Below are 19,801 nucleotides of genomic sequence, written 5' to 3' on the forward strand. Positions count from 1 at the left end.
GAGGAGATTGGATTTTTGAAAAGCCTGCATATATTTGTAAAATATGCAGACTTTAATTTAGTTACTCTTAGGTGTATTTAAACGTTGGCTTTATATTCGTGCGCTTTTAAAGCATCGAGCGAGACTATTTCTAATGATTTTTTATTTGTGGCTTCAAGTACCACCGGTGGCGCAACGTTTGCTGAAATAGCATGAAGCCATCTTACTGCACACAAGCACCATTTATCACCGGCTTTTAAACCTTCGAAATCGTAAAGAGGGTTCGGGGTTATTAAATCGTTACCTTGTGATTTTGAAAATTGTAAAAACTCATCAGTCATAATTGCACACACACTGTGATTGCCAAGATCTGATTCTGGTACATAACAAAACCCTTCACGTGTGTAGCCACCATTACCGCAACATAGTTTTAAGCGTGTGCCGAGTACATTAAATTGATTCGCCATGAAATACCTTAATTTGTGGTGTTTAATAAATTTACTCTATCAGGAGTAACTCGCTTGAGATAGCTATAAAACTTAAAAGAGGGAAGGGCTACACAAACTTAAGCCCGCAGCAAATTGCGGGCTTAGTATTGTTTATTATTTAATACGCAGCGCCATACAATCGCTATGGCCGTTTATGATCATGCTTTTATCAACACGTACGCCACCACCAGAGTATTTTCCGGCGGCTGTAAAACTACATATTTGTACAAAGTAGTCATCTACTTTGGGCAGTGCAAATAGTTGTTGGTATATTTGGTCTTGCTCGGCAAAGTGCCCCATTGTTTTTTCTATAACTTGCTGCTGTTCATCAACAAGTTGAATATTAGCGCCACAGCGTCCTACTATTGGTTTAACTACATAACCGGTTTGTAATAACTCGTCGTTAAGCCCAAACGCGGTATTAAGTAAATACTTATGATTAGGGAACAAGCTCCAAAGTATTGGTAAAATGGCCTTATTACTTGGGATTAATGTCCACAGTGGTTCAAATACCATCACGTTTTTACGCAGTAATACATCGACTAAGCGCGGCGTTTCACCAGCTTTGAATTGTGGTTCAAAGTTATCACCTAATGATTGCTCGGCTTCGCATTCTTCACGAATTTGATCAAGTGCGGTTTCCCACGACCAGGTTTTCCATACGTAACTAAGTTGTGCGCCATCTGCATCTACTATGTTGCCTGATTCATTCCAGCGAAGTGTGCTTAAGCCAATTACTAACTTACACTCAAAGCCCGCGGCTTCAATAGCTTCTTTCATAAATAATGCGTGGTAATGTTCTTCTGGTTCATCGTCTTGTAAAATATGAACAAGACCTTTCACTTCACTTTTACGCCATGCTTTTACGAGGTCTTTAAATAAGTTTTGACCTGCATCTACACCTGCTTTAACACCAAAGTGTTTTGCCCACTTGCCCTGAACTTTGCCGCTTTCCATATAACACGATGCCGAATCGCAATTGTATTCGTAAACTTTTAAACCTGCTGCTGTTAAGGCAAAGTCAAACCGGCTGGTAATTAATTGGTTTAAGCGGTTATCCCACGATTGGCGAATTTTATTAAGCACAACATCGGGTAAATTAAACTTTTTTAATAACTCAGGGTGCTGCAGTACATAATCGGTTGCATGCATAAATAAGCCATGCAGCTCATTTTTTGCATGTTCAATGCTTTGCTGCGCCGTTTGAGATATTGCAAAGTAATTATGCTGATCCTCATCTACGGATGTAAGTTTATGGCCTTGCATCATTTCTACGTAGGCAGCTTCATCGTCATTCGCAATATTTAACCATGACTTATTTGCTTGCCCTGTATCTGCTGCTTTATGGGCTTCTATAGTAAATAAGTCAGTGTTTAGCTCAGGCGTTGACTCAGCATATTCTGTTTCATCAGTTTGTGTCATCCAACCTAAAATAGTGGCGTCGCTGTAAGAGCACTCAATCCAATAGTCGCCATCTTTAGTTACTTTTGCTTTTAGTTCTCGGCACCAGTTTTGATTTGTTGGCCATATTTGATGTCCGACATTTTGCTCAGCAAGGCGTATTTTATCTTCATGCACTTCAACAACAACAGCAACATGGCCTGTTTCTTCAAACTCGCCGCCTTCTTCCCATATCAGTAAACTGCCTACTTGAGGGTGATGTTTAGCACCATTTTTAAACGCGTTTAGTGGCAGTCTATTTTGGCTATTTACATCGCGCACTGAACGCAGCTCAAAAATATCGTAAGCCATGGCTATGTCATCAAAAATATAACCATGGTTGAGATACATCCATCTACGGGCAAACTCAACGCATTGCCATTTATAGCCCATGTAAATACCGTCTAGGTAACTACGATAGGCGCTACGATTAGGATAAATGCTTTCATCAGCCGTATCATAATCAGATGAATACACAGCAACATTACCAGATGCATAACCTAATAAGGTACCAAAATCACTAGCAGGAGATTTCATAAACAAAGGTGTTCAAAATAAGGTGTAATAATTTGCTGACTATATGAGCGAAACTGCGTTATAGCAAGATATAAAATATGTTTTTACGAAGGAAAATGAGTAAAAAATTACTCATTCATTAAAGAGTGAAAATGCGGGGGAGAACCTTTATTAATAGCATTAGATTTGGTGCTTATTTGAACTTGTAGTTGGTTGAAAATTAGTAATGTTTTTGACGTAATAATTACTGTTTAAATCTCAACTAAAAAATGGAGAAGCTATAGGTAGCTTCTCCACTTTTATTATTCATAGTTAGTGCTTTTTATAATTTGTTAAGCAGGTTACACGTTACTAAATCATTTCAGCATCTATATGGCGTATAAGGTTTGACACCCAATTAACATACTGGCGGTGAATTTTTTTGCCATTGTAGTTTAAGTTAATAGAGTTTTTATAGTTGATTGAGTATGCTGTTTTATCATATGTAATATCGACTGTTAATTGGTGTGTGCGAATATCCAGCACACCTTTTATTTTACCTTCACTCATAGGTGTGCACTTCCAACCAAGCTGAATACATGCTTTTAGAATACCTTTTGCTACGTCAGCTTCACTGTTGGTAATTGTTGATGTTTGCGGAATAGGGTTTTGTTCGAAGTCTCTTACTGCGACAGATGTTGAACAACCAGCAAGTACAGTAAGAGCTGCCGCTGTAAGTAAAATTGAGTACTTTTTCATAATAATCCTTTGTTTTAATTTCATCCAATTGCGTTGTGTCGCCAATATATGCGCTTAGGTGAGATTATCGGTAAATTTATAGGTGAGTGCCAGTAATAATTAGAAAATTAAGAGAGTTAACCGAGGGTTATCTCGGGTATTAGCTTTATTTATGAACTAGTTAAAGTTTAATTATTTAAGCTATAAACCAAGGGGTAAAGCAAAATTATGTGTTGAAAGATTTACATGAGCGATGACATGTTTTGAGGGGAACGCTCTTTCGTTATGTTTTAAAATACTCCTATATTCGTACTTTAGTTAATTCTTTATTAAACTATTGCGCTTGGCATAGCAAAACTAGCTAAAAGTTTTTAAAACAGGAAAAACAATGGAAGACATAATAAACAACATTGATATTAATCAATATTTACCCGCTGCAATTACGTGGGCAACCAACATATTACTAGCAATTGCAATTTTACTTGCGGGCTTATGGTTAGCGGGCAAAGTACGCAATTTAATTATTGGCTTGTGTCATAAATACACTCATCTTGACGATACGCTTTTTCGCTTTTTAGGCAGCATGGCTCGCTACATCATATTAGCGTTCGTTATTATTGCTGTGTTAAATCGCTTTGGTGTACAAACAGCCTCTATTATTGCTTTACTCGGTGCTGCGGGACTTGCTATAGGCTTGGCGTTACAAGGTGCAATGTCGAACCTTGCCGCAGGCGTTATGTTGCTAATATTTAGACCTTATAAAGTGAATGACTTTATTGAGGCTGCAGGGCGTTTTGGTAAAGTAACAGAAGTAGATATGTTTACTACTATTTTACAAACGTTCGATAATCAACAGGTTATTATACCAAATAGTCAAATTTGGGGCGCGCAAATTATAAACCATTCACATCATCCAATTCGTGGTGTGGATATGCATTTTGGTGTTGCTTACGGTGAAGATACAACGGCTGTACGTAAAGTTATAGATGGGGTACTTGCAGCGCACCCACATATACTAAAAGATCCAGCTCCTTTTGTTGAAGTAGAAACACTTAACAACAGCTCAGTAGACTTTTTAGTAAGGCCATTTTGTAAGGGCGAGCATTACTTCGATATTCTTTACACGGTGCCAGAGTTAATTAAAAAAGCACTTGATGAAAACAACATTGAAATACCTTTCCCACATCGTAAAGTTATTTTAGTTAACGAAAGCAAAGATTAACTAAATTTAAAATGATTTAAATCTAAGAGCACTTTTAAGTGCTCTTTTTTTGTCTGAAAAAGTTACATACCTGTGTAACTTTTTCTTTTATAAACCACCTCAAATACTACATTGTTATCTGTACAGCCCTTTTTTTCTAGGTTGGATGGCTGGTCTTTATTTTGCATTTGCATAGTCGCTTTTAGCTTTTAAGCTCATAAAAACTATTGACCCATTAAATCAAACTGTATGAAGGACTCATAGGTTGGATCTTAAGAAAGCTTGAAGTTGAACTCTGTTAATGATCAAATAGTTACGCCAATAAAAACATGACTAAAAACAGAGTTCACATGCAGATTAACCAAGTTTCAAACCAATTAAAAGCCCTTATCTCAGAAAAACACCTCATTGAGCTTGCAAAAACCTCTGGATTTCAAGTTCGACACCGTTGCCTGTCGATCGTTTCTCTGCTCAAAGCCGTATTTAAAAGCTTATCTTGCCTGCAAGACGCTAACTTGTCAGATATCCATCAAAACTTGCGAACGCAGGCTGATTGCACGATAAGTTATAAACCCTTTCATAATCAAATTCGAAAACCAGCCTTGACTGAGCTTGTCCGTGAGCTCGTTATTCAAGCGATGTCTAAATTGACTGTAAACACGCTGGATAAAACCTTTTTTACCCAGCGAGGAATACAGCGAGTGTTATTGCAAGATGGTTCTTCATTTGCTCTACATGATGAATTAGCGCAGGTTTTTGCTGGTCGTTTTACTGCTGTAAGTCCTGCCGCAATTGAGTTGCACGTTACCTATGACCTATTTAATGAACAACCCTGCGAAATAGATATTCGTCCTGATGTTGAAACTGAGCGCGCCTTTTTACCAGGTAGCCACACACTTGAAGATACGTTATTACTTGCTGATGCTGGGTATTTTGACTTAGATTACTTTGAGCAAGTAGCTCAAGATGGCGGATATTTTTTGATCAGAGCAAATAAAAACATTAACCCAATCGTTACATCAGCCTATTGCGCGGGTATAGAACTTAAAGAAAAGAACATTAAACTCAAAACGTTACTCGATAAATTCGCAAGCCAACCACTTGAATTAACAGTACGTTGGAAGAAAAATGGGCCCGAGTACAGGCTTATCTATTTACCGAATGAAAAGCGCCCCGTTTTCCTTGTTACTAATTTAAAAGAGGCACAGTTTAGCTTTGACGAGCTACTCGATATATATGCAACTCGTTGGCAAATTGAGTTGTTTTTCAAAGAACTAAAGTCATGGAATAACCTTAAAGGGTTCATCACACGAGATCCTCATATTGCCGAATCATTGGTTTGGCTGAGCATACTGCAAACACTTATCAAGCGTTTTATCTGCCATAGTGCAGCGGGTATGTTTAAGTGTGCGATCTCGACATTTAGAGCGAGTAAGTGCAGTTATCTTTGGTTGGATGATATTCTGGATTGCATAGAACAAACACGGTGCAGCCATAAGATACATCGTGTATTTGAGCTACTAGCGGTAAATTGTAAGCGGCAAAGCATTGAGAAAAACAATGATATTTGCCGTTTTAAGATAGGAAGTCACACGGTCTGTGTTCCTTAAGAACTAAGCTATGATGAAGGACTAAACATGGCTGAATCATTTAAATACTCAGGTAATAAAGGGCATGGCGGTGAATTGCATCAAAAAGCGTCGGATGAACACCCTACCATGACTACCGCGCAGGGCAGCCCTGTAAGTGATGATCAAAACTCATTACGTGCAGGAAAGCGTGGCCCAGGATTATTAGAAGATCACATAATGCGCGAGAAGATCTTTCACTTTGATCACGAGCGCATTCCTGAGCGTGTAGTGCACGCTAGAGGCTATGGTGCACACGGGTATTTTGAAACTTACGACACGCTTGAAGATTTAACCTGTGCAGATATTTTTCAGCGAAAAGGTGAAAAAAACCCAGTATTTACTCGCTTCTCTACAGTTGCAGGTAATAAAGGGTCTCCAGATTTAGCACGTGATGTACGTGGTTTTGCGGTAAAATTTTATACCCAAGAAGGAAACTGGGATTTAGTGGGTAACAATATACCGGTATTCTTTATTCAAGATGCGATGAAGTTTCCTGACTTAGTTCATTCAGCTAAAGCCGAGCCAGACCGAGGTTTTCCTCAAGCGCAAACCGCACACGATAACTTTTGGGACTTTGTAAGTTTGTCGCCTGAGTCAATGCACATGGTTATGTGGGCAATGTCTGATAGGGCTATTCCACGCTCTTTACGCTTTATGGAAGGTTTTGGCGTTCATACATTTAAGTTTATTAATGCCAAAGGAGATGAAAAATACGTTAAGTTTCATTGGAAACCAAAAGGCGGTATGCAGTCAGTTGTGTGGAACGAGGCGCTTAAACTAAATGGCGCAGACCCTGATTTTCATCGTCGCGACATGTGGGAATCAATTGGTAACGGCGACTTTCCTGAATGGGAATTAGGTGTGCAGGTGTTTGATCAGCAATTTGCTGATGAGTTTGAATTTGATGTATTCGATGCCACTAAACTAATACCAGAGGAACAAGTGCCCGTTAGAATAGTTGGGCGAATGGTGCTTAATCGCGTAGTCGATAACTTTTTTGCAGAAACAGAGCAAGTAGCATTTTGTACTCAAAACATTGTACCAGGGCTCGATTTCACCCCAGATCCATTACTACAAGGGCGCAATTTTTCATACCTTGATACTCAAACTAAGCGTTTAGGTGGTCCTAACTTTACGCATATTCCGGTCAATGCGCCTAAGTGCCCAATGCGTCATTTTCAGCAAGATGGCCACATGGCAATGCATAATCCAAAAGGGCGTGTTAATTACGAACCCAACTCATGGAGTGGCGACGAAAACAACCCTCGCGAATGCCCAGTACATGGCTTTAAAAGCTCAAAGGAACCTGAAGTAAGCGGCGGTGATAAACTGCGTTATCGCTCAGAAACATTCAGCGATCATTACAGTCAAGCTCGTCAATTTTATTTAAGTCAAACAGAGGTAGAGCAGGCGCATATACAATCTGCGTACGTGTTTGAGCTTTCTAAAGTAGAGCATGTACCAATACGAGAGCGTTTGGTATCGCATTTATTAAATATTGACGAAACCCTCGCAAACAAAGTTGCCGAAGGGCTTGGCTTGCAAGAAATGCCAGACCCAGCTGAAGCTGCTATGCCAACACGTAAAGACTTACCTGTATCTGATGCGTTGAGTATTTTGAAAAATGCGCCAAATACATTTAAAGGCCGCAAATTAGGTATTTTAATAAGTGATGGCTTTAATGCAGAAATTTTTGAATCGGTTACTAATGCACTTAAAAGTGAAGGCGCAAACTTTGAAATTATTGCCCCTCAAGTTGGCGGTGCTAAATGCAGTAAAGGTAAGCACTTTAAAGCTGATCAGGTTATTAATGGTGGTCCATCGGTTTTATACGATGCGGTACTTATACTCACCACTGAAGAAGGAGCTGAAAAACTAGCTGCTATAGCAGAAGCTAAAGACTTTGTAAGTGATGCGTACGCACATATGAAATTTATAGGCTTTACAAATGAGGCTAAGCCATTATTTAAAGCAGCAGGCCTTGATGGAAAAGTAGATGATGGCTGGATAGATTTAAAGACACATTCAGGCGATAAATTTATAAATACATTACGAAATTTAAGATATTGGAAACGTTAGTAAGCTCATTAATTTAAAAACCACAGCGTGTAATTGTTGTGGTTTTTTTATGCTCATCTAGTTAAGGTATTAGTTCAAGCCAACATTAAAATTGGATTTATTATGAAGTTAAATGGCTCTTGCCACTGTGGCAAAGTGGTATTTACGGTCAACTCAAAACACCCTTATCCTTACAATTTATGTTATTGCTCTATATGCAGAAAAACCGCAGGAAGCGGGGGTTTTGTTATTAATTTAAGTGCAGAATATAAAACATTAAAAGTGACAGGTGCGGAGCATATAACGATTTATCACGCTAAAATAGACAATAAAATCAGCCCCGCTGAGCGTCATTTTTGCAAGCATTGTAGTGCTAATTTATGGCTGTACGACGCGCGTTGGCCAGATCAAGTTCACCCATTTGCTGGTGCAATTGATAGTGAGTTACCCATACCGCCAGAGCGCACTCATTTAATGTTAGGCAGTAAAGCTCATTGGGTTGATGCGCCTATAAAAGACGGTGATCTGCAGTTTGATCAATACCCAAGCGAAAGTATTGCTCAGTGGCATCAACGTTTAAAGTTAGAACAATAAAAATGTATTTTTTAACACTATAAAATAATGGCGAAAATGACGTTGTTGCTTTTATTGATCAGAGCCATTTAGCGTATACGGGCTACTACCACTCTCTCATTGAGCTCAATGAGAGAGTGGTAGTTAAATAGCAATATAAATTAATTCATCCCAGCTTTATAGCGAGGTATTTTATTTCATCGTCACTTATTTGCGGTAAAAAATAAATATCGCCGTATTTAAAATACTGCTGTGAGTTAATTATTACGGCCTGTGCAGCCATAGGCAGTGAGTCGTATGTTTGACCCAAGCGATAGTCCTTTACATTACCCACTTTTATTGCCTGATTAAGGCGAGTTGATGGCTCATCAACAACCGTATAACCATCATTATCCGCCATGTAGTATACATTTTGATAAGTGTAGTAAGTCGTATTATGGTGTTTAAAATGCCTATAATTTCTTGGTAGCGTATTTATACGCAGGCCTCTAGGTGGTTTAACAACATGGTAGCCTCTTTTAGCTTTACGATAGTAAAGGCCGTCGTTAAACGTAAACGAAATACCATTAAACCTAATCGATGCGCTACTGCGTGGTAAATGGTTTATAAATCGGTTTTGTTTGTAAGTGACTGAATTATGATGGTTTGTTAAGTAGTTATATTTTCTCTGATTGTAGCGGTGTTGTTCACGCTTTTCCTGCTTGTACTTTGCGAGTCTACGTTTTTCTTGTTTACGGTCTTCTCGTTTTTCTTTTTTATGCTCAATACGCGGCTTTTTTTCATGGCGGCGTACATCGCGTTTATATTCAACACGTTTGTCGTGATCGCGTTTAAAGCTTTTATCATTCTCTCGCTCGTTTTGTGCTCCAAGCGCAGAGCCTGATACTGCGCCAATGGCGAGCAGGGCAGGTAGTAAAAAAGTAAGTTTCATAGTATTGCCTCGTTTATGTTTTTACATAACTGGGTTCAATACTAGCGGCTCAAACTGAATGTTAACTGACATACAACAGCAAACGGAGTTATGCTTACAGCTTTTTACATTTTACTGACGGTTCTTGACATAATCTCTAGTTTTTGACGATTTTAGGAATATTTTGATACACCAAAATGATTAGTGGTATCACAAAAAATGGATACGAAATTAGTAATTAAGCCTTCCTTGGCTTAATTAAATTAACTATTTTTCGTAGAGCGGATAATCGCTATAACCCACTTCAGTACCGCCATACATAGTGGCGGCATCGGCTTCGTTAAACGTCCAATTATTTGCTATACGCTCTGGTAAATCTGGGTTAGCTATAAATGGGCGACCAAATGCAAATAAGTCACCGTAACCTTCACCTAAAATACGCACCGCTTTTTCTACTGTGTATTTGCCAGCATAAATAATGCGACCTGAAAATTCAGCTCGTACTGCTTTATAAAACTCTAGTGGTAAATCGGGAGCATTATCCCAATCAGCTTCCGCAATCGATAAGTAAGCAATCCCAGCTTGCTCAAGCACTTTAACGGCTTGTATATAAGTATGGTGAGGGTTTGATTCAACAAGTCCTAAATACACTCGTGTTTCATCTGTGCTTTCAAATAAAGGAGCAAAGCGAACACCTAAACGGTTTGCGCCTACAACGTCACTTACCGCTTCAACTATTTCTTTTAAAAATCGCAGGCGATTAGTAAGTGTTCCACCGTATTGATCATCACGGTTATTTGTATGCTCAGAAATAAACTGATTAACTAAATACCCGTTAGCACAATGAAGCTCCACACCATCAAAGCCTGCTTCTAAAGCATTGCGTGCAGCTTGAGCGTACATGTTTACCAGTTCACCAACTTCAGTTGTAGTTAGTGCGCAGGGTTCACTTGGGTCAGCCAATGCGCCTTCACCAGGTGCGGTTTCAATAAAGACTTTTACATTGTCAGCAATAATATCTGAAGGAGTTATTGTCAAATCTGGTGTATGAGCTCATCTTGATGCTCTGTTTGATCTTGAGTTATTCTTTCGCCGTCTTTAAATTTTACCCCTGTAATTACTTCAGCCAGTAACTTAAACCCTCGCAAGCGGTACCATTTTTTCTCTGCCGACTGCGCGAGTTTAAAAACCATCATTAAGGTGGTTGTCCGGCTGCCACAACTCTTCACTTTATGCGTTCTCAGCCTTACCGTCGCAAACGTTGACTCTATCGGATTACTCGTTCTTATGTGCATCCAATGCTCAGCAGGATAATCATAAAATGCCAGCATTTCATCTTTATCCTTCATCAAGCAATCCGTCGCTTTTGGGTATTTGACTGAGTAATTTTTAACAAATAAATCATACGCTTTATAAGCAGAAGCTCGACTCTCTGCCATCCAGATATCTTGTAAATTCGCTTTGATTTTAGGTTGCATTGATTTCGGCACTTTGTTTAGCACATTCGCGATTTTATGCACCCAGCAACGTTGATGTTGGGTTGTTGGCCATACTTTGGTGAGGGCATTCCAAAACCCCAGCGCACCATCCCCTATGGCCAATTTTGGTGGTATTGTTAGACCCTGTGAGCGCAACTGATTTAACACTTCAGTCCAGCTCTGCTCAGACTCACGAACCCCGTCAACCACCGCCAATAGCTCCTTTCTGCCCGTTTCATCTACCCCCATAATTACCAGTAAGCACAGCTTATCATCCATTCGAATTTTACTGTAAATCCCATCGGCCCAGATATACACATATCGACGTTTAGCCAAGGAACGTTTAGACCACTGCTGATACTCCGTTTCCCAGGTGGATTTCAACCGAGAGACACTATTGGCCGACAAACCTTTGGCTTGCTCGCCTAAAAGAGACACTAAAGCGGGCTGCATATCACCCGTCGAAATTCCTCGTAAATAGAGCCATGGGATCAGCTCTTCGATATTTTTTGTCCGTTTCAGATAAGGCGGGATCAAGGCACTATTGAATTTAATGCCTTCCTTTTTTCGATCCCTGACTTTAGGTATTTTGACCTCAATATCACCAAGGCCTGTTTGGATCGTACGCTCAGGCTGGTGACCATTTTTGACGATCCGCTGAAGTCCCTCGACGGTCTCATGCTGGTATTGAGCCAATAAAACAGCCAACTCAGCCTCAATCGCTTGAGCTAACAACTGCTGCGCCCCGCTTTTAAGCAACTGCTCTAACGGATTGTCTGGTTTTTCAATGGAAATAACATTATCATTTTCAGTCATTGCGATGTCTCTCTGGTTAATTGTTGATCCGGTCAAGATCAATTAACAGATTACATCGCAATGACTTTTTCTCATACACCAGAAACGACTATAGCTCTATCTGAAGGGCCAACCGGTTTACCTGAATTTGGTTGTAGTGTGGTGTGCGATACGCGCCCTACATGCCAAAGCTGAGCAAAAATAACGCCGCCTTTAGCGTGTACTGCATGTGTTACTTTTTTCCAGCCTTCAATTTGTGCTTGCGAGTGAATTCCTGGGGTCCAAGCGTAACCTTGTCCACGAGGTTCTATTTGTGTGCCTTCAGTAACCATAAAACCAGCCGATGCGCGCTGCGAGTAATACTCAGCCATTAATTCATTAGGGATATTGCCAGGCTGAGTGCTGCGAGAGCGAGTAAGAGGAGGCATCACAATACGGTTTTTAAGTGTAAAAGGGCCAAGCTCAATTGATGAGAATAAAGGGGCGGTGTTAATTAATTCTGATTTCATTTTAAATTCTCTTATAAAGCAAACAAAGGCTTAAATAGTGGTTAAGCGACATTGGCAGCATAGAGATTTAAAGATACAATTTGAAACAACACTTTTTTGTACAGTATACAATTATGAATGGTATTAGTCGGCTTGATATAAAGCAGTTAAGAGTACTCAGTAGCTTATTAGAACTGCAAAACCTTTCACAAGTAGCCAAAAAAATGGGGGTAACGCAACAAGCTATTAGTGAGCAACTACGAAAGCTACGAGATTTATTTGACGATCGTTTGTTTATTCGCCAAGGCAATAACATGGTTGCTACTCCTAAAGCGCAAGGGCTAAAGGCGCCTGTTAATCATATTTTAAAGCAAATAGAGTCGTTACTAGAGCCTGAGCAGTTTAGCCCGCAAACTTATAAAGGTGTGTTTACCATAAGCGCAACCGACTACGCCACGCAGGCTTTATTGCCGCAATTATTTAATATTACCCGCCGTGAAGCGCCAGGTTTAAAGCTGATAGTGCGCGACTTTGCGTCTGACAACGTTAATCAACTTATAACGGCAGGCGAGCTTGATTTACTGATAAGCTTTCCAGAGTTTATACCTGACAACTTAGCGTATGTCACTTTGCTAGAAGAGCAGCACTTGTGTATTACAGGCTGTAAAAATGAGTTTGAAGATGAGCCCTTAACACTGTCGGAAATTGCAGCGCACCCGCAGCTGGTGGTGTCGCCTTCACGCGCTAATTTACGCGGGTCGCACGATCAATGGTTTGAAAGCCAGGGGCTAAAACGTAATATTGTTATGTCGGTACCGAGTTTTTCAGCGGTGCCCGACATTTTACATACTACTGATATGCTCGCGTTTTACCCTTCAAGATTATTACCAAATAGTAAAGTTAGACTGCTAGAAGTTGAGGCACTTCCACCTACTTTTAAAGTGATAGCAGCATGGCATCCACGTACTAATAACAGCCCAATTCATAAATGGTTGATAGAGCAATTACAAAACTTATAAAATCCGTAAAAATGCAACAAGATCTAAACGCTCTTGCTTGGTGAGTTTTAATGGTTTTAACAGTTTCGTCGTCTTAGGAAAGTGTGGATCGTTTAATTGGTTTTTCCTAGGCTTAGGTCTTGCTCCACCATGGTTATACATATTTACTATGCCTAGTAGATCATCAAAAAGTCCATTGTGCATCCATGGAAATGTTTCAGTTAAACCAAGTAGAGAAGGGGTTCTAAATAACCCTATATCACTTGGATTATTTGTAAAATTAAACCGGCCTTTATCTTCAAAACTACGGCCGTAGTAATGAAGACCAGTGCCATGAAATTGGTTGTCACTTAATAGCGCGCCATTGTGGCAAGTCATACACTTCGCTTTAGTTCTAAATAAATGTAATCCGTTTAATTCATTATCTGATAAACGTCTAAGCGCTTTTTTTGGATTACTCTGAACCTCATTAATAAATGATTTAAAGCGAGTATTAGGTGCAATGAGTGTTCGCTCAAATGCAACGAGGGCTTCTGCCATTTGTGCCATAGAAAGCGTGTCTGAATTAAAGGCACTTTTATTAAATGCCGTATAGCTTTTATCTTTATTGACCCGTATTAAGGCTTCTTGTGGCTCTAAGTCCATTTCAATTGGATTGCTAATAGGCATAAGTGCTTGTTGCTCAGCTGTTTTAGCGCGACCATCCCAAAAAAAGCTTTGCCACTGATCTATACCAAAAATAGCAGGGGTATTGCGGGTGCCCACTTGATCATTTATACCTATAGCAGTGGCACGACCATCATGAAACCCCTTATCTCGTTCATGACAACTTGCGCAGCTTACGGTTTTATCACGCGAAAGCTGTGGATCATGAAAAAGCTTATTACCAAGTGCAACGTGCTCTGGCAATGGAGTAGCTATTGGCAATAACGAAAGAGGCTCAACTATACGCTCATCACTGGTTTGAATGGCAGGCCAGTTTACTTGGCTCTTACTATACAAACCACGTAACTCTTTGTTGCTGTATTGTTGAGCGTGCATACTAAAGGAGAGTAATAATGTAATTACACAAAGTTGCTTAATCATATTTATAAGTTACTCCAAGCCAAAACATACGCCCAGGCTCAATGCCTGATGCACCTTCGTTTACTGTGTAAGTACGGGCATTTAATAAGTTAGAAATATCCGCTCTAATGTCAATAGATTGAGTTTTTGTTAGGTTATGGCTATAGCGTAAACTTAGCCCTAGCATGGTTCTGGCGCGCATTTCTCGCTCTTCGTATTTATCAACTAAACTTGATTCTACGGGGCAACTTGCACAGCTTTTTGCAAGCCCAATGCTTTGACTTGCGCCGGTGCTTACAGCGCTGGTGTAGCTGCCACTATAGGTGACGTTTAAGCCTGTACTAAATGAGTCGCTCCAATCAACATTCCAGCCAAGTGCGCCTGTAACAGGGATACCAAAGTTGGTACGTATTTGAGCAAGCTGCCCAAGCGTTACAGGCTTGCCGCTGCCACTTGCATTTACATAATAAACAAGTTCGTCAAGCGGGGTATTTTCAGCGCTAGCACTGTATTCGTCGTTTGAAATTTTGTTTTCAGCGTATGAGGCGTTAGCCCATAATGAGTGGCTACCAAACTGCGCGCTCCACGATATTGAGTAGCGCTCTGAGCTGCCATCACCTTCGTTAGTCATATAAATATATTTATAACCATCGCTGCCTGCTTCCTCGTCGGTAACTTGAGAAAACTGCTGATGCTTTTTACGCTTTACATACTTAAGCGATATATTTCCTGCTTTCTCAAAGGAGTGGGCTATGCCTAATGCTAGCTCGTCATCGTAGGGGGTATTTACATCATCAAAGCGGTATTTAAATGCGCCTGTGTAGTTAGATGGCAGCCAACCTTGAAGGTAGCCATTTTCGATAGGACGGTACTCTCGGTATGAAAAACGCTGCTGTTCTTTTACTTTATAACCAATAATAGCTGAGTCGTAATAGCGGTTAACGCCTGCGCTAATAATAGTGCGGTTGTCGTTAAATACATCGTAACCAAGCGATATACGCGGTGCGATATTATGATTAGCTAAAAAGTCATCATATTCGTAGCGCATACCTAAGTTTAGATTTAATTGCCTTAATGTAATGCTATCTGTTGCATAAAATGAGGCTCGATTTAAGGTTGCATTTATATACTCTGCAGGAGTTACTAAACGGCCATTAAAATACTGCGCGGTGGCTGTTACATTATTACTGTACGCTTTATTGTGATCTTTATTATTAAAATCAATTTCGCCGCCTAACTGCGCTGCAAGTTCGTCAATCGATATAGTTGTTTCAAGTGCTTGGCAGTCAAGTGTATAGCCACTGCAATTAAGTGGCGTGCTAGCGCTAGACCATATAATTGGCGAGTCATAGCCGTAGCTATTTTGTATACGTTCGCGTTCTACTTCTTGGCGAATAAGCTCAATACCTGCTTTAATACGGTGCTCTGTGCCAGCAAATTCAAACGTCTTAAAGTCGAGGGTATTTTTCCAGCTGGTGGTATATTGGGTGTTATCGAGCGCGCCATAACCCCCTTGGCGAGAGTAACGTGTTTGCGCATCGCCTTGGTCGGCGTATTGCCCCCAATCTTTTCCTTTTGCTTGTAGCCAGTTATAAAAGTGAGCAGGGCCTTCTCGGCTGCTGTCGCTCATACTAAAATTAAGATTACTGTGCCACGTTGCTAAATCAAAGTGTTCAGTTAGTGCCGCCACGGCGCCAATTGCACCACCTTCTAAATGAAAGTCACTGTCTTTGGCGTCGGTTATAAAGTCATCTACTTCGTAAGGTGAATACATTAAAGTTAAATCTAATGCGTCTATCCAGCCATTACGGTAACCATATTTTACAATGGCATTAATGTTTTTACGGCTTTGCGTTTTGACTTCTCCTAACGACAAATCACTAATATCGCTAGTTAAGTAATTAACGCTCATCATTAAGCCATGGCGCTCGTTAATTTGTTTATTAGCACGTAAGTTGTAGCTTATTTTTTCGTATTTAGGTTCTTCAAGCGTGCTTTGGTCAACACTTTGCTGAGAGCTGTCTTGCTCGGCTTCTATAAAGTGATAACTCCCCCAGCTGCTTTGATTGCCACGTACGCCAAAACTATAGCTGTCGTTTGTAAATACACTTTTAGTTTTACTATCAACAATACCACCCGAAAAACCACCAAACTCTGCCGGAATGTTATGGTCGTACACTGTGATTGATTCAACTACATCTGAGTTTACATTCATGCTTTGTACGCCGCCCGACACATCGTTTGACGATGACCTCAACCTAGATGAACTGCCAGGGTCTATGCGGTTATTGTAGTTCATGCCATCAATCGAAAACCCCGTTTGCCAAGGTTGCGCACCTGATATAGAAATTTCTGGTGCGCTAATTTCTGCGAGGCTACCAATAGAGTAGGCCTCGTTGCTTAGCTGTACGCCAGGGAGCAGGGCAATTAGTTCATTTATATCGCCGTTGCCTTTAGGTGTGGCGTTTATAAAGTCACGATTTAAGTAAGAACGTCCAATAACTTCGGGTACTTCTATGCCTATGTACTGGCCTTTTACTTCAATGTGCTCAAGTGCTTCACAGCGCTCTTTTTGCTCATTTTTAAGTTCGTTACATGGCTGTGGTTTTGGCTCTGTCTGCTGTTGCTGCTCTGCGGCGTATACACCCTGAGAAAGCAAAAGCAGACACGCGAGGGTAGTCGGTGTCTGCATATATTACGGCTCTTTGTTAAATACCTAGTGGGGTTGTGTCTTCGCTATCAATTACGCCATCATTATCAGCGTCTTGGTCGGCTATTAATCCAGCTAAGGCTATGTCTTCATCACTGCTATTAGGTAAAAAGAAGTTAGGTAAGCCGTCGTGGTCGGTGTCTACGCTCGCAATAGCTATGCCTCTAAAGTCATCGCGTGAGGCAACTAAGTTGGTCATGCCTATGTAAAGCTCAAGCTGATCAGCCTCGCCATTAACGCCATTAGTTATTAGGCTTTGTGCTTTAGTAATATCGTTAATTAACGTAAAGCTGTTAACTAAATCTTCCATGTTGTCGGCAATAATTGTATTGGCAAAACCCAAAATAAGAGGCTCAAGCGTATTTAAAAGCGTGCTTGCTTGATTTTTTGCATTACTATAATTTGCTGAAAAATCACTTATATTGGCCGCGTTTGTGCCCATGCTTGAAAGCATAGAGTAACGTTCAAATTCCCCGCCTGTAGCCGCTTCTAAACCAATGACTTCAGCTTTAACAGCGGCTAATATAGTTTCTAGCTGATCGCTTGTTAACTCATTTAACGCAGGCGTGATTTCGGCAATGGCATCATTTAAGGTGGTGCTTGCCAGTGATGTTTGGTTGGCATTAACTAAATAACCTAATGTTTCTAGGCGGGCTTCAAACCTGTCTTCGGTATCTTCATCTAGTGCAATGTAGCTAAGTAGTTGATTGTGTACACCAGCTACTTGCTCCGATAAGCCGCCTTTAATAAGCGATACCATTACTTGATTATGAGCTGTAATTGATGAGCTATTACTTAGCGTACGTACATCGCCTGCATTGAGCGTATTAAGCATAGTTAAACATTTATTCGCTGCACTTGCTGCATCGCCATCAACTCGCGCTGTTAAATCAACTAACGATTTACAGCCCTTGTAACCCGTTAAAACTGTGGTTGATAACTCTTTGCTAATGTATTCATCAGAGACTAAAAAGTCGCCAGCATAGGTAAATACTTGCTGTGCTAAGTCGTTTCTGCCGGCTTCACTTAAAATTAGGCCTGTGCCAGGGACGTTATCAAGTGAGGTTAGCGCTCTAAAAAATTCGCTGTAATCGCCGTTTTCAGTAAAAAAGCTGCGAGCTTGTGCTGCGGCACTGTTTATATCTTCACCGGCAAGTAGGCGGTTAGCTATATTAAAGCCGTACACTTGTTCTTGCGCGTTGTTTATATCGGTTTCGCTGTCTGATAGCATTATTGCTGGGTTTTCGTCGCTTTGGTATAAGCCTTCAATTAAGCCTGCTAAAAATTGAATAGGGTAGGTGTAGTTATCTAATGTAGCGGCGCTATAAGCCGACGTACTATAGTTATAGTTACTATCAAAACCCGTTGAGCCATACATAGCAAGTACTTGGTTAGTGTAATCTTTTGCGGCCTCAAACTCGCCAGCTCTATAAAGGTATTGCGCAGCCCATGCCCCGTGCAACGTTTTGTATTGCTCGTATGGTTGGCCTTTGTATTCGCCGCTACGTACTAGTCTGTAACCCGCTTTTACCGCGAGTTGCGCGTAGTTGTTTGCAAGTAATTTAGCTTGAGTTAAATCGCTTTCATCTAGGCTTTGCGCATAGCTTTCTAGAGCGTCATCTATTGATAAGCGTACACCATTTAAAAAAAAGCCATAGCTCGATGTGTATTCTTCTTCACGTACTTGTTCAGCGTATAACGAAATAGTATTTAACAAATTACTTGCTTGCGAAACTTGATCCGCAGCTAAATAGCTTTTTACTAAAGAATAAAGCGCTGATGCGTCTGATGAGGCAATGTTATCAAAGCCTTTATCAGCTAAGTATTGGTTGTAGGCTGCTACTGCTTGGTCGCGGTAATCGTTTGCTTTTTCTGTTTGGCCTATTTCATCAAGTGCTTGCGCTACCTCTTTTAATGCTGAAGAACGTGCGGTTTGCTCGTTTATAAGCGCTAAATAGTCGCTAGCAGTATCTAAAAAACCTGCACGCGCATAGGCAGCAGCTTGTGTTGCGTATACGTCATATCGAGAAAGTTCATCAGCAATATTTACGCTTAACTCATCTGCTTGTTTTAAGTGAGATAAGCTAGAGCTGTAGTAATAATTAAGTTTATCTTCGTTAGTTACATAAGAAGGGCTTAGCGAAATAATAGCCGTTAATGGCTCGCTAATTAAGCCATCTGTGTAGCTAATTTCAAATTGTTCATCAATGCTGCTTAGAGTTTGTGCCTTATAGGTAAATTCACCTGTGGTGCTATTTATGCTCATTACGCCATTGCTTGGTGGGGTAATTAGGCTAATAGTTACGGTGTCGCCATCTAAGTCCTGTGTGGTTATAACCCCTTCGGTGGTGGTTGAAGAAGTAACAAACACGTTAGTGGCGAGAAGTTGAGGAGCATCATTAACATTTTCAATAGCAAAGCGTATTACTACATTTGCCGTTAAACTTCCATCGTTTGCACTTATGGTTGCCGTATCGTCACCAAAATAATTACTAAATGGTGTGTAAGTAAACTCACCGTTAGCCTCTACTGCTATGATGCCATTACTTGGCGCGTTAGCAAGTGTATAGCTTAGGACGTCATCGTCGGTGGCTGTTACTTGAGCAGTAAAAGAGGTGTCTTCGTTTAAAGTGAAGCTTAGGTTTGGCTCATTAAATAAAGGTGCTTTATTACTAGAGCCACCACCGCAACCAGTTAAAATTAAAGTGCATAATATAGGTGTGAGTTGAATTAGCTTATTCATGATTATTGAAC

Annotated in this window: 13 protein-coding genes and 2 pseudogenes; 5 read left to right on the forward strand and 10 right to left on the reverse strand. The window is 40.4% G+C overall.

What is annotated here, in order from left to right:
• Positions 1-77: 77 nt before the first annotated feature.
• The 3 genes from AC0VZ4_RS03295 to AC0VZ4_RS03305 all read right to left on the reverse strand — a co-directional run bounded on the left by AC0VZ4_RS03295 (position 78) and on the right by AC0VZ4_RS03305 (position 3,161).
• Positions 78-446 carry a DUF2237 family protein gene (locus tag AC0VZ4_RS03295; protein WP_033039145.1) on the reverse strand — a complete coding sequence of 123 codons (369 nt, stop codon included), beginning with the start codon at positions 444-446 and terminating at the stop codon, positions 78-80.
• Positions 447-581: 135 nt separating this feature from the next.
• On the reverse strand, positions 582-2,444 hold the full coding sequence (gss, locus tag AC0VZ4_RS03300) for a bifunctional glutathionylspermidine amidase/synthase (protein ID WP_475440897.1): 1,863 nt from the start codon (positions 2,442-2,444) through the stop codon (positions 582-584).
• Between the two features lie 330 nt (positions 2,445-2,774).
• A complete protein-coding gene (locus AC0VZ4_RS03305; protein ID WP_007376940.1) occupies positions 2,775-3,161 on the reverse strand; it encodes a putative periplasmic lipoprotein in 387 nt (128 codons plus the stop codon).
• Between the two features lie 367 nt (positions 3,162-3,528).
• Here AC0VZ4_RS03305 and AC0VZ4_RS03310 point away from each other — a divergent pair, with 367 nt between their 5' ends.
• The 4 genes from AC0VZ4_RS03310 to AC0VZ4_RS03325 all read left to right on the forward strand — a co-directional run bounded on the left by AC0VZ4_RS03310 (position 3,529) and on the right by AC0VZ4_RS03325 (position 8,624).
• Positions 3,529-4,362, forward strand: coding sequence for a mechanosensitive ion channel family protein (locus AC0VZ4_RS03310; protein ID WP_002958062.1), 834 nt, complete (start codon positions 3,529-3,531; stop codon positions 4,360-4,362).
• A 329-nt stretch (positions 4,363-4,691) separates the two neighbouring features.
• Positions 4,692-5,951: an IS4 family transposase gene (locus AC0VZ4_RS03315; RefSeq protein ID WP_475439645.1), complete on the forward strand. Its 1,260-nt coding sequence runs from the start codon at positions 4,692-4,694 to the stop codon at positions 5,949-5,951.
• A gap of 27 nt (positions 5,952-5,978) precedes the next feature.
• On the forward strand, positions 5,979-8,051 hold the full coding sequence (locus AC0VZ4_RS03320) for a catalase (protein ID WP_475440898.1): 2,073 nt from the start codon (positions 5,979-5,981) through the stop codon (positions 8,049-8,051).
• A gap of 102 nt (positions 8,052-8,153) precedes the next feature.
• Positions 8,154-8,624 carry a GFA family protein gene (locus AC0VZ4_RS03325; protein ID WP_475440899.1) on the forward strand — a complete coding sequence of 157 codons (471 nt, stop codon included), beginning with the start codon at positions 8,154-8,156 and terminating at the stop codon, positions 8,622-8,624.
• Positions 8,625-8,769: 145 nt separating this feature from the next.
• Here AC0VZ4_RS03325 and AC0VZ4_RS03330 read toward each other — a convergent pair whose 3' ends face one another.
• The 4 genes and pseudogenes from AC0VZ4_RS03330 to AC0VZ4_RS03345 all read right to left on the reverse strand — a co-directional run.
• The gene (locus AC0VZ4_RS03330; protein ID WP_475440900.1) at positions 8,770-9,534 is read right to left on the reverse strand and encodes a DUF6515 family protein; all 765 of its coding nucleotides are present in this window, start codon (positions 9,532-9,534) and stop codon (positions 8,770-8,772) included.
• A 246-nt stretch (positions 9,535-9,780) separates the two neighbouring features.
• A pseudogene (locus AC0VZ4_RS03335) lies at positions 9,781-10,545 on the reverse strand (oxidoreductase); the annotation flags it as partial.
• Between the two features lie 2 nt (positions 10,546-10,547).
• On the reverse strand, positions 10,548-11,807 hold the full coding sequence (locus AC0VZ4_RS03340; RefSeq protein WP_475439694.1) for an IS256 family transposase: 1,260 nt from the start codon (positions 11,805-11,807) through the stop codon (positions 10,548-10,550).
• A gap of 98 nt (positions 11,808-11,905) precedes the next feature.
• Positions 11,906-12,295, reverse strand: a pseudogene (locus tag AC0VZ4_RS03345) (oxidoreductase); the annotation flags it as partial.
• Between the two features lie 80 nt (positions 12,296-12,375).
• On the opposite strand from AC0VZ4_RS03345, the gene AC0VZ4_RS03350 reads away from it, so the two are divergent.
• Complete coding sequence (locus AC0VZ4_RS03350; protein ID WP_475440901.1) at positions 12,376-13,293, forward strand: LysR family transcriptional regulator; 918 nt, start codon at positions 12,376-12,378, stop codon at positions 13,291-13,293.
• Here AC0VZ4_RS03350 and AC0VZ4_RS03355 read toward each other — a convergent pair.
• Genes AC0VZ4_RS03355 through AC0VZ4_RS03365 form a run of 3 tightly spaced genes read right to left on the reverse strand, consistent with a single transcriptional unit; the run spans position 13,288 to position 19,790 of the window.
• Positions 13,288-14,358 (reverse strand): cytochrome-c peroxidase, encoded by a 1,071-nt coding sequence (locus tag AC0VZ4_RS03355; RefSeq protein WP_475440902.1) that lies wholly within the window; start codon positions 14,356-14,358, stop codon positions 13,288-13,290. The two genes, AC0VZ4_RS03350 and AC0VZ4_RS03355, sit on opposite strands and share 6 nt — an antisense overlap.
• On the reverse strand, positions 14,351-17,029 hold the full coding sequence (locus tag AC0VZ4_RS03360) for a TonB-dependent receptor (protein WP_475440903.1): 2,679 nt from the start codon (positions 17,027-17,029) through the stop codon (positions 14,351-14,353). The genes AC0VZ4_RS03355 and AC0VZ4_RS03360 overlap by 8 nt, the downstream gene beginning before the upstream one ends.
• Positions 17,030-17,045: 16 nt before the next feature.
• Positions 17,046-19,790, reverse strand: a complete 2,745-nt coding sequence (locus tag AC0VZ4_RS03365; protein ID WP_475440904.1) for an Ig-like domain-containing protein — start codon at positions 19,788-19,790, stop codon at positions 17,046-17,048.
• Positions 19,791-19,801 lie beyond the last annotated feature (11 nt).

This window comes from Pseudoalteromonas sp. QJM3NY_22 (genome assembly GCF_056173065.1).

Excerpts from the sequence above, each read along its gene's own strand:
- AC0VZ4_RS03355 (WP_475440902.1), bottom strand. The coding sequence starts at position 14,358 with ATGATTAAGCAACTTTGTGTAATTACATTATTACTCTCCTTTAGTATG.
- AC0VZ4_RS03365 (WP_475440904.1), bottom strand. The coding sequence starts at position 19,790 with ATGAATAAGCTAATTCAACTCACACCTATATTATGCACTTTAATTTTA.
- AC0VZ4_RS03360 (WP_475440903.1), bottom strand. The coding sequence starts at position 17,029 with ATGCAGACACCGACTACCCTCGCGTGTCTGCTTTTGCTTTCTCAGGGT.
- AC0VZ4_RS03305 (WP_007376940.1), bottom strand. The coding sequence starts at position 3,161 with ATGAAAAAGTACTCAATTTTACTTACAGCGGCAGCTCTTACTGTACTT.
- AC0VZ4_RS03320 (WP_475440898.1), top strand. The coding sequence starts at position 5,979 with ATGGCTGAATCATTTAAATACTCAGGTAATAAAGGGCATGGCGGTGAA.
- AC0VZ4_RS03295 (WP_033039145.1), bottom strand. The coding sequence starts at position 446 with ATGGCGAATCAATTTAATGTACTCGGCACACGCTTAAAACTATGTTGC.
- AC0VZ4_RS03315 (WP_475439645.1), top strand. The coding sequence starts at position 4,692 with ATGCAGATTAACCAAGTTTCAAACCAATTAAAAGCCCTTATCTCAGAA.
- AC0VZ4_RS03340 (WP_475439694.1), bottom strand. The coding sequence starts at position 11,807 with ATGACTGAAAATGATAATGTTATTTCCATTGAAAAACCAGACAATCCG.
- AC0VZ4_RS03330 (WP_475440900.1), bottom strand. The coding sequence starts at position 9,534 with ATGAAACTTACTTTTTTACTACCTGCCCTGCTCGCCATTGGCGCAGTA.
- AC0VZ4_RS03325 (WP_475440899.1), top strand. The coding sequence starts at position 8,154 with ATGAAGTTAAATGGCTCTTGCCACTGTGGCAAAGTGGTATTTACGGTC.
- AC0VZ4_RS03310 (WP_002958062.1), top strand. The coding sequence starts at position 3,529 with ATGGAAGACATAATAAACAACATTGATATTAATCAATATTTACCCGCT.
- gss (WP_475440897.1), bottom strand. The coding sequence starts at position 2,444 with ATGAAATCTCCTGCTAGTGATTTTGGTACCTTATTAGGTTATGCATCT.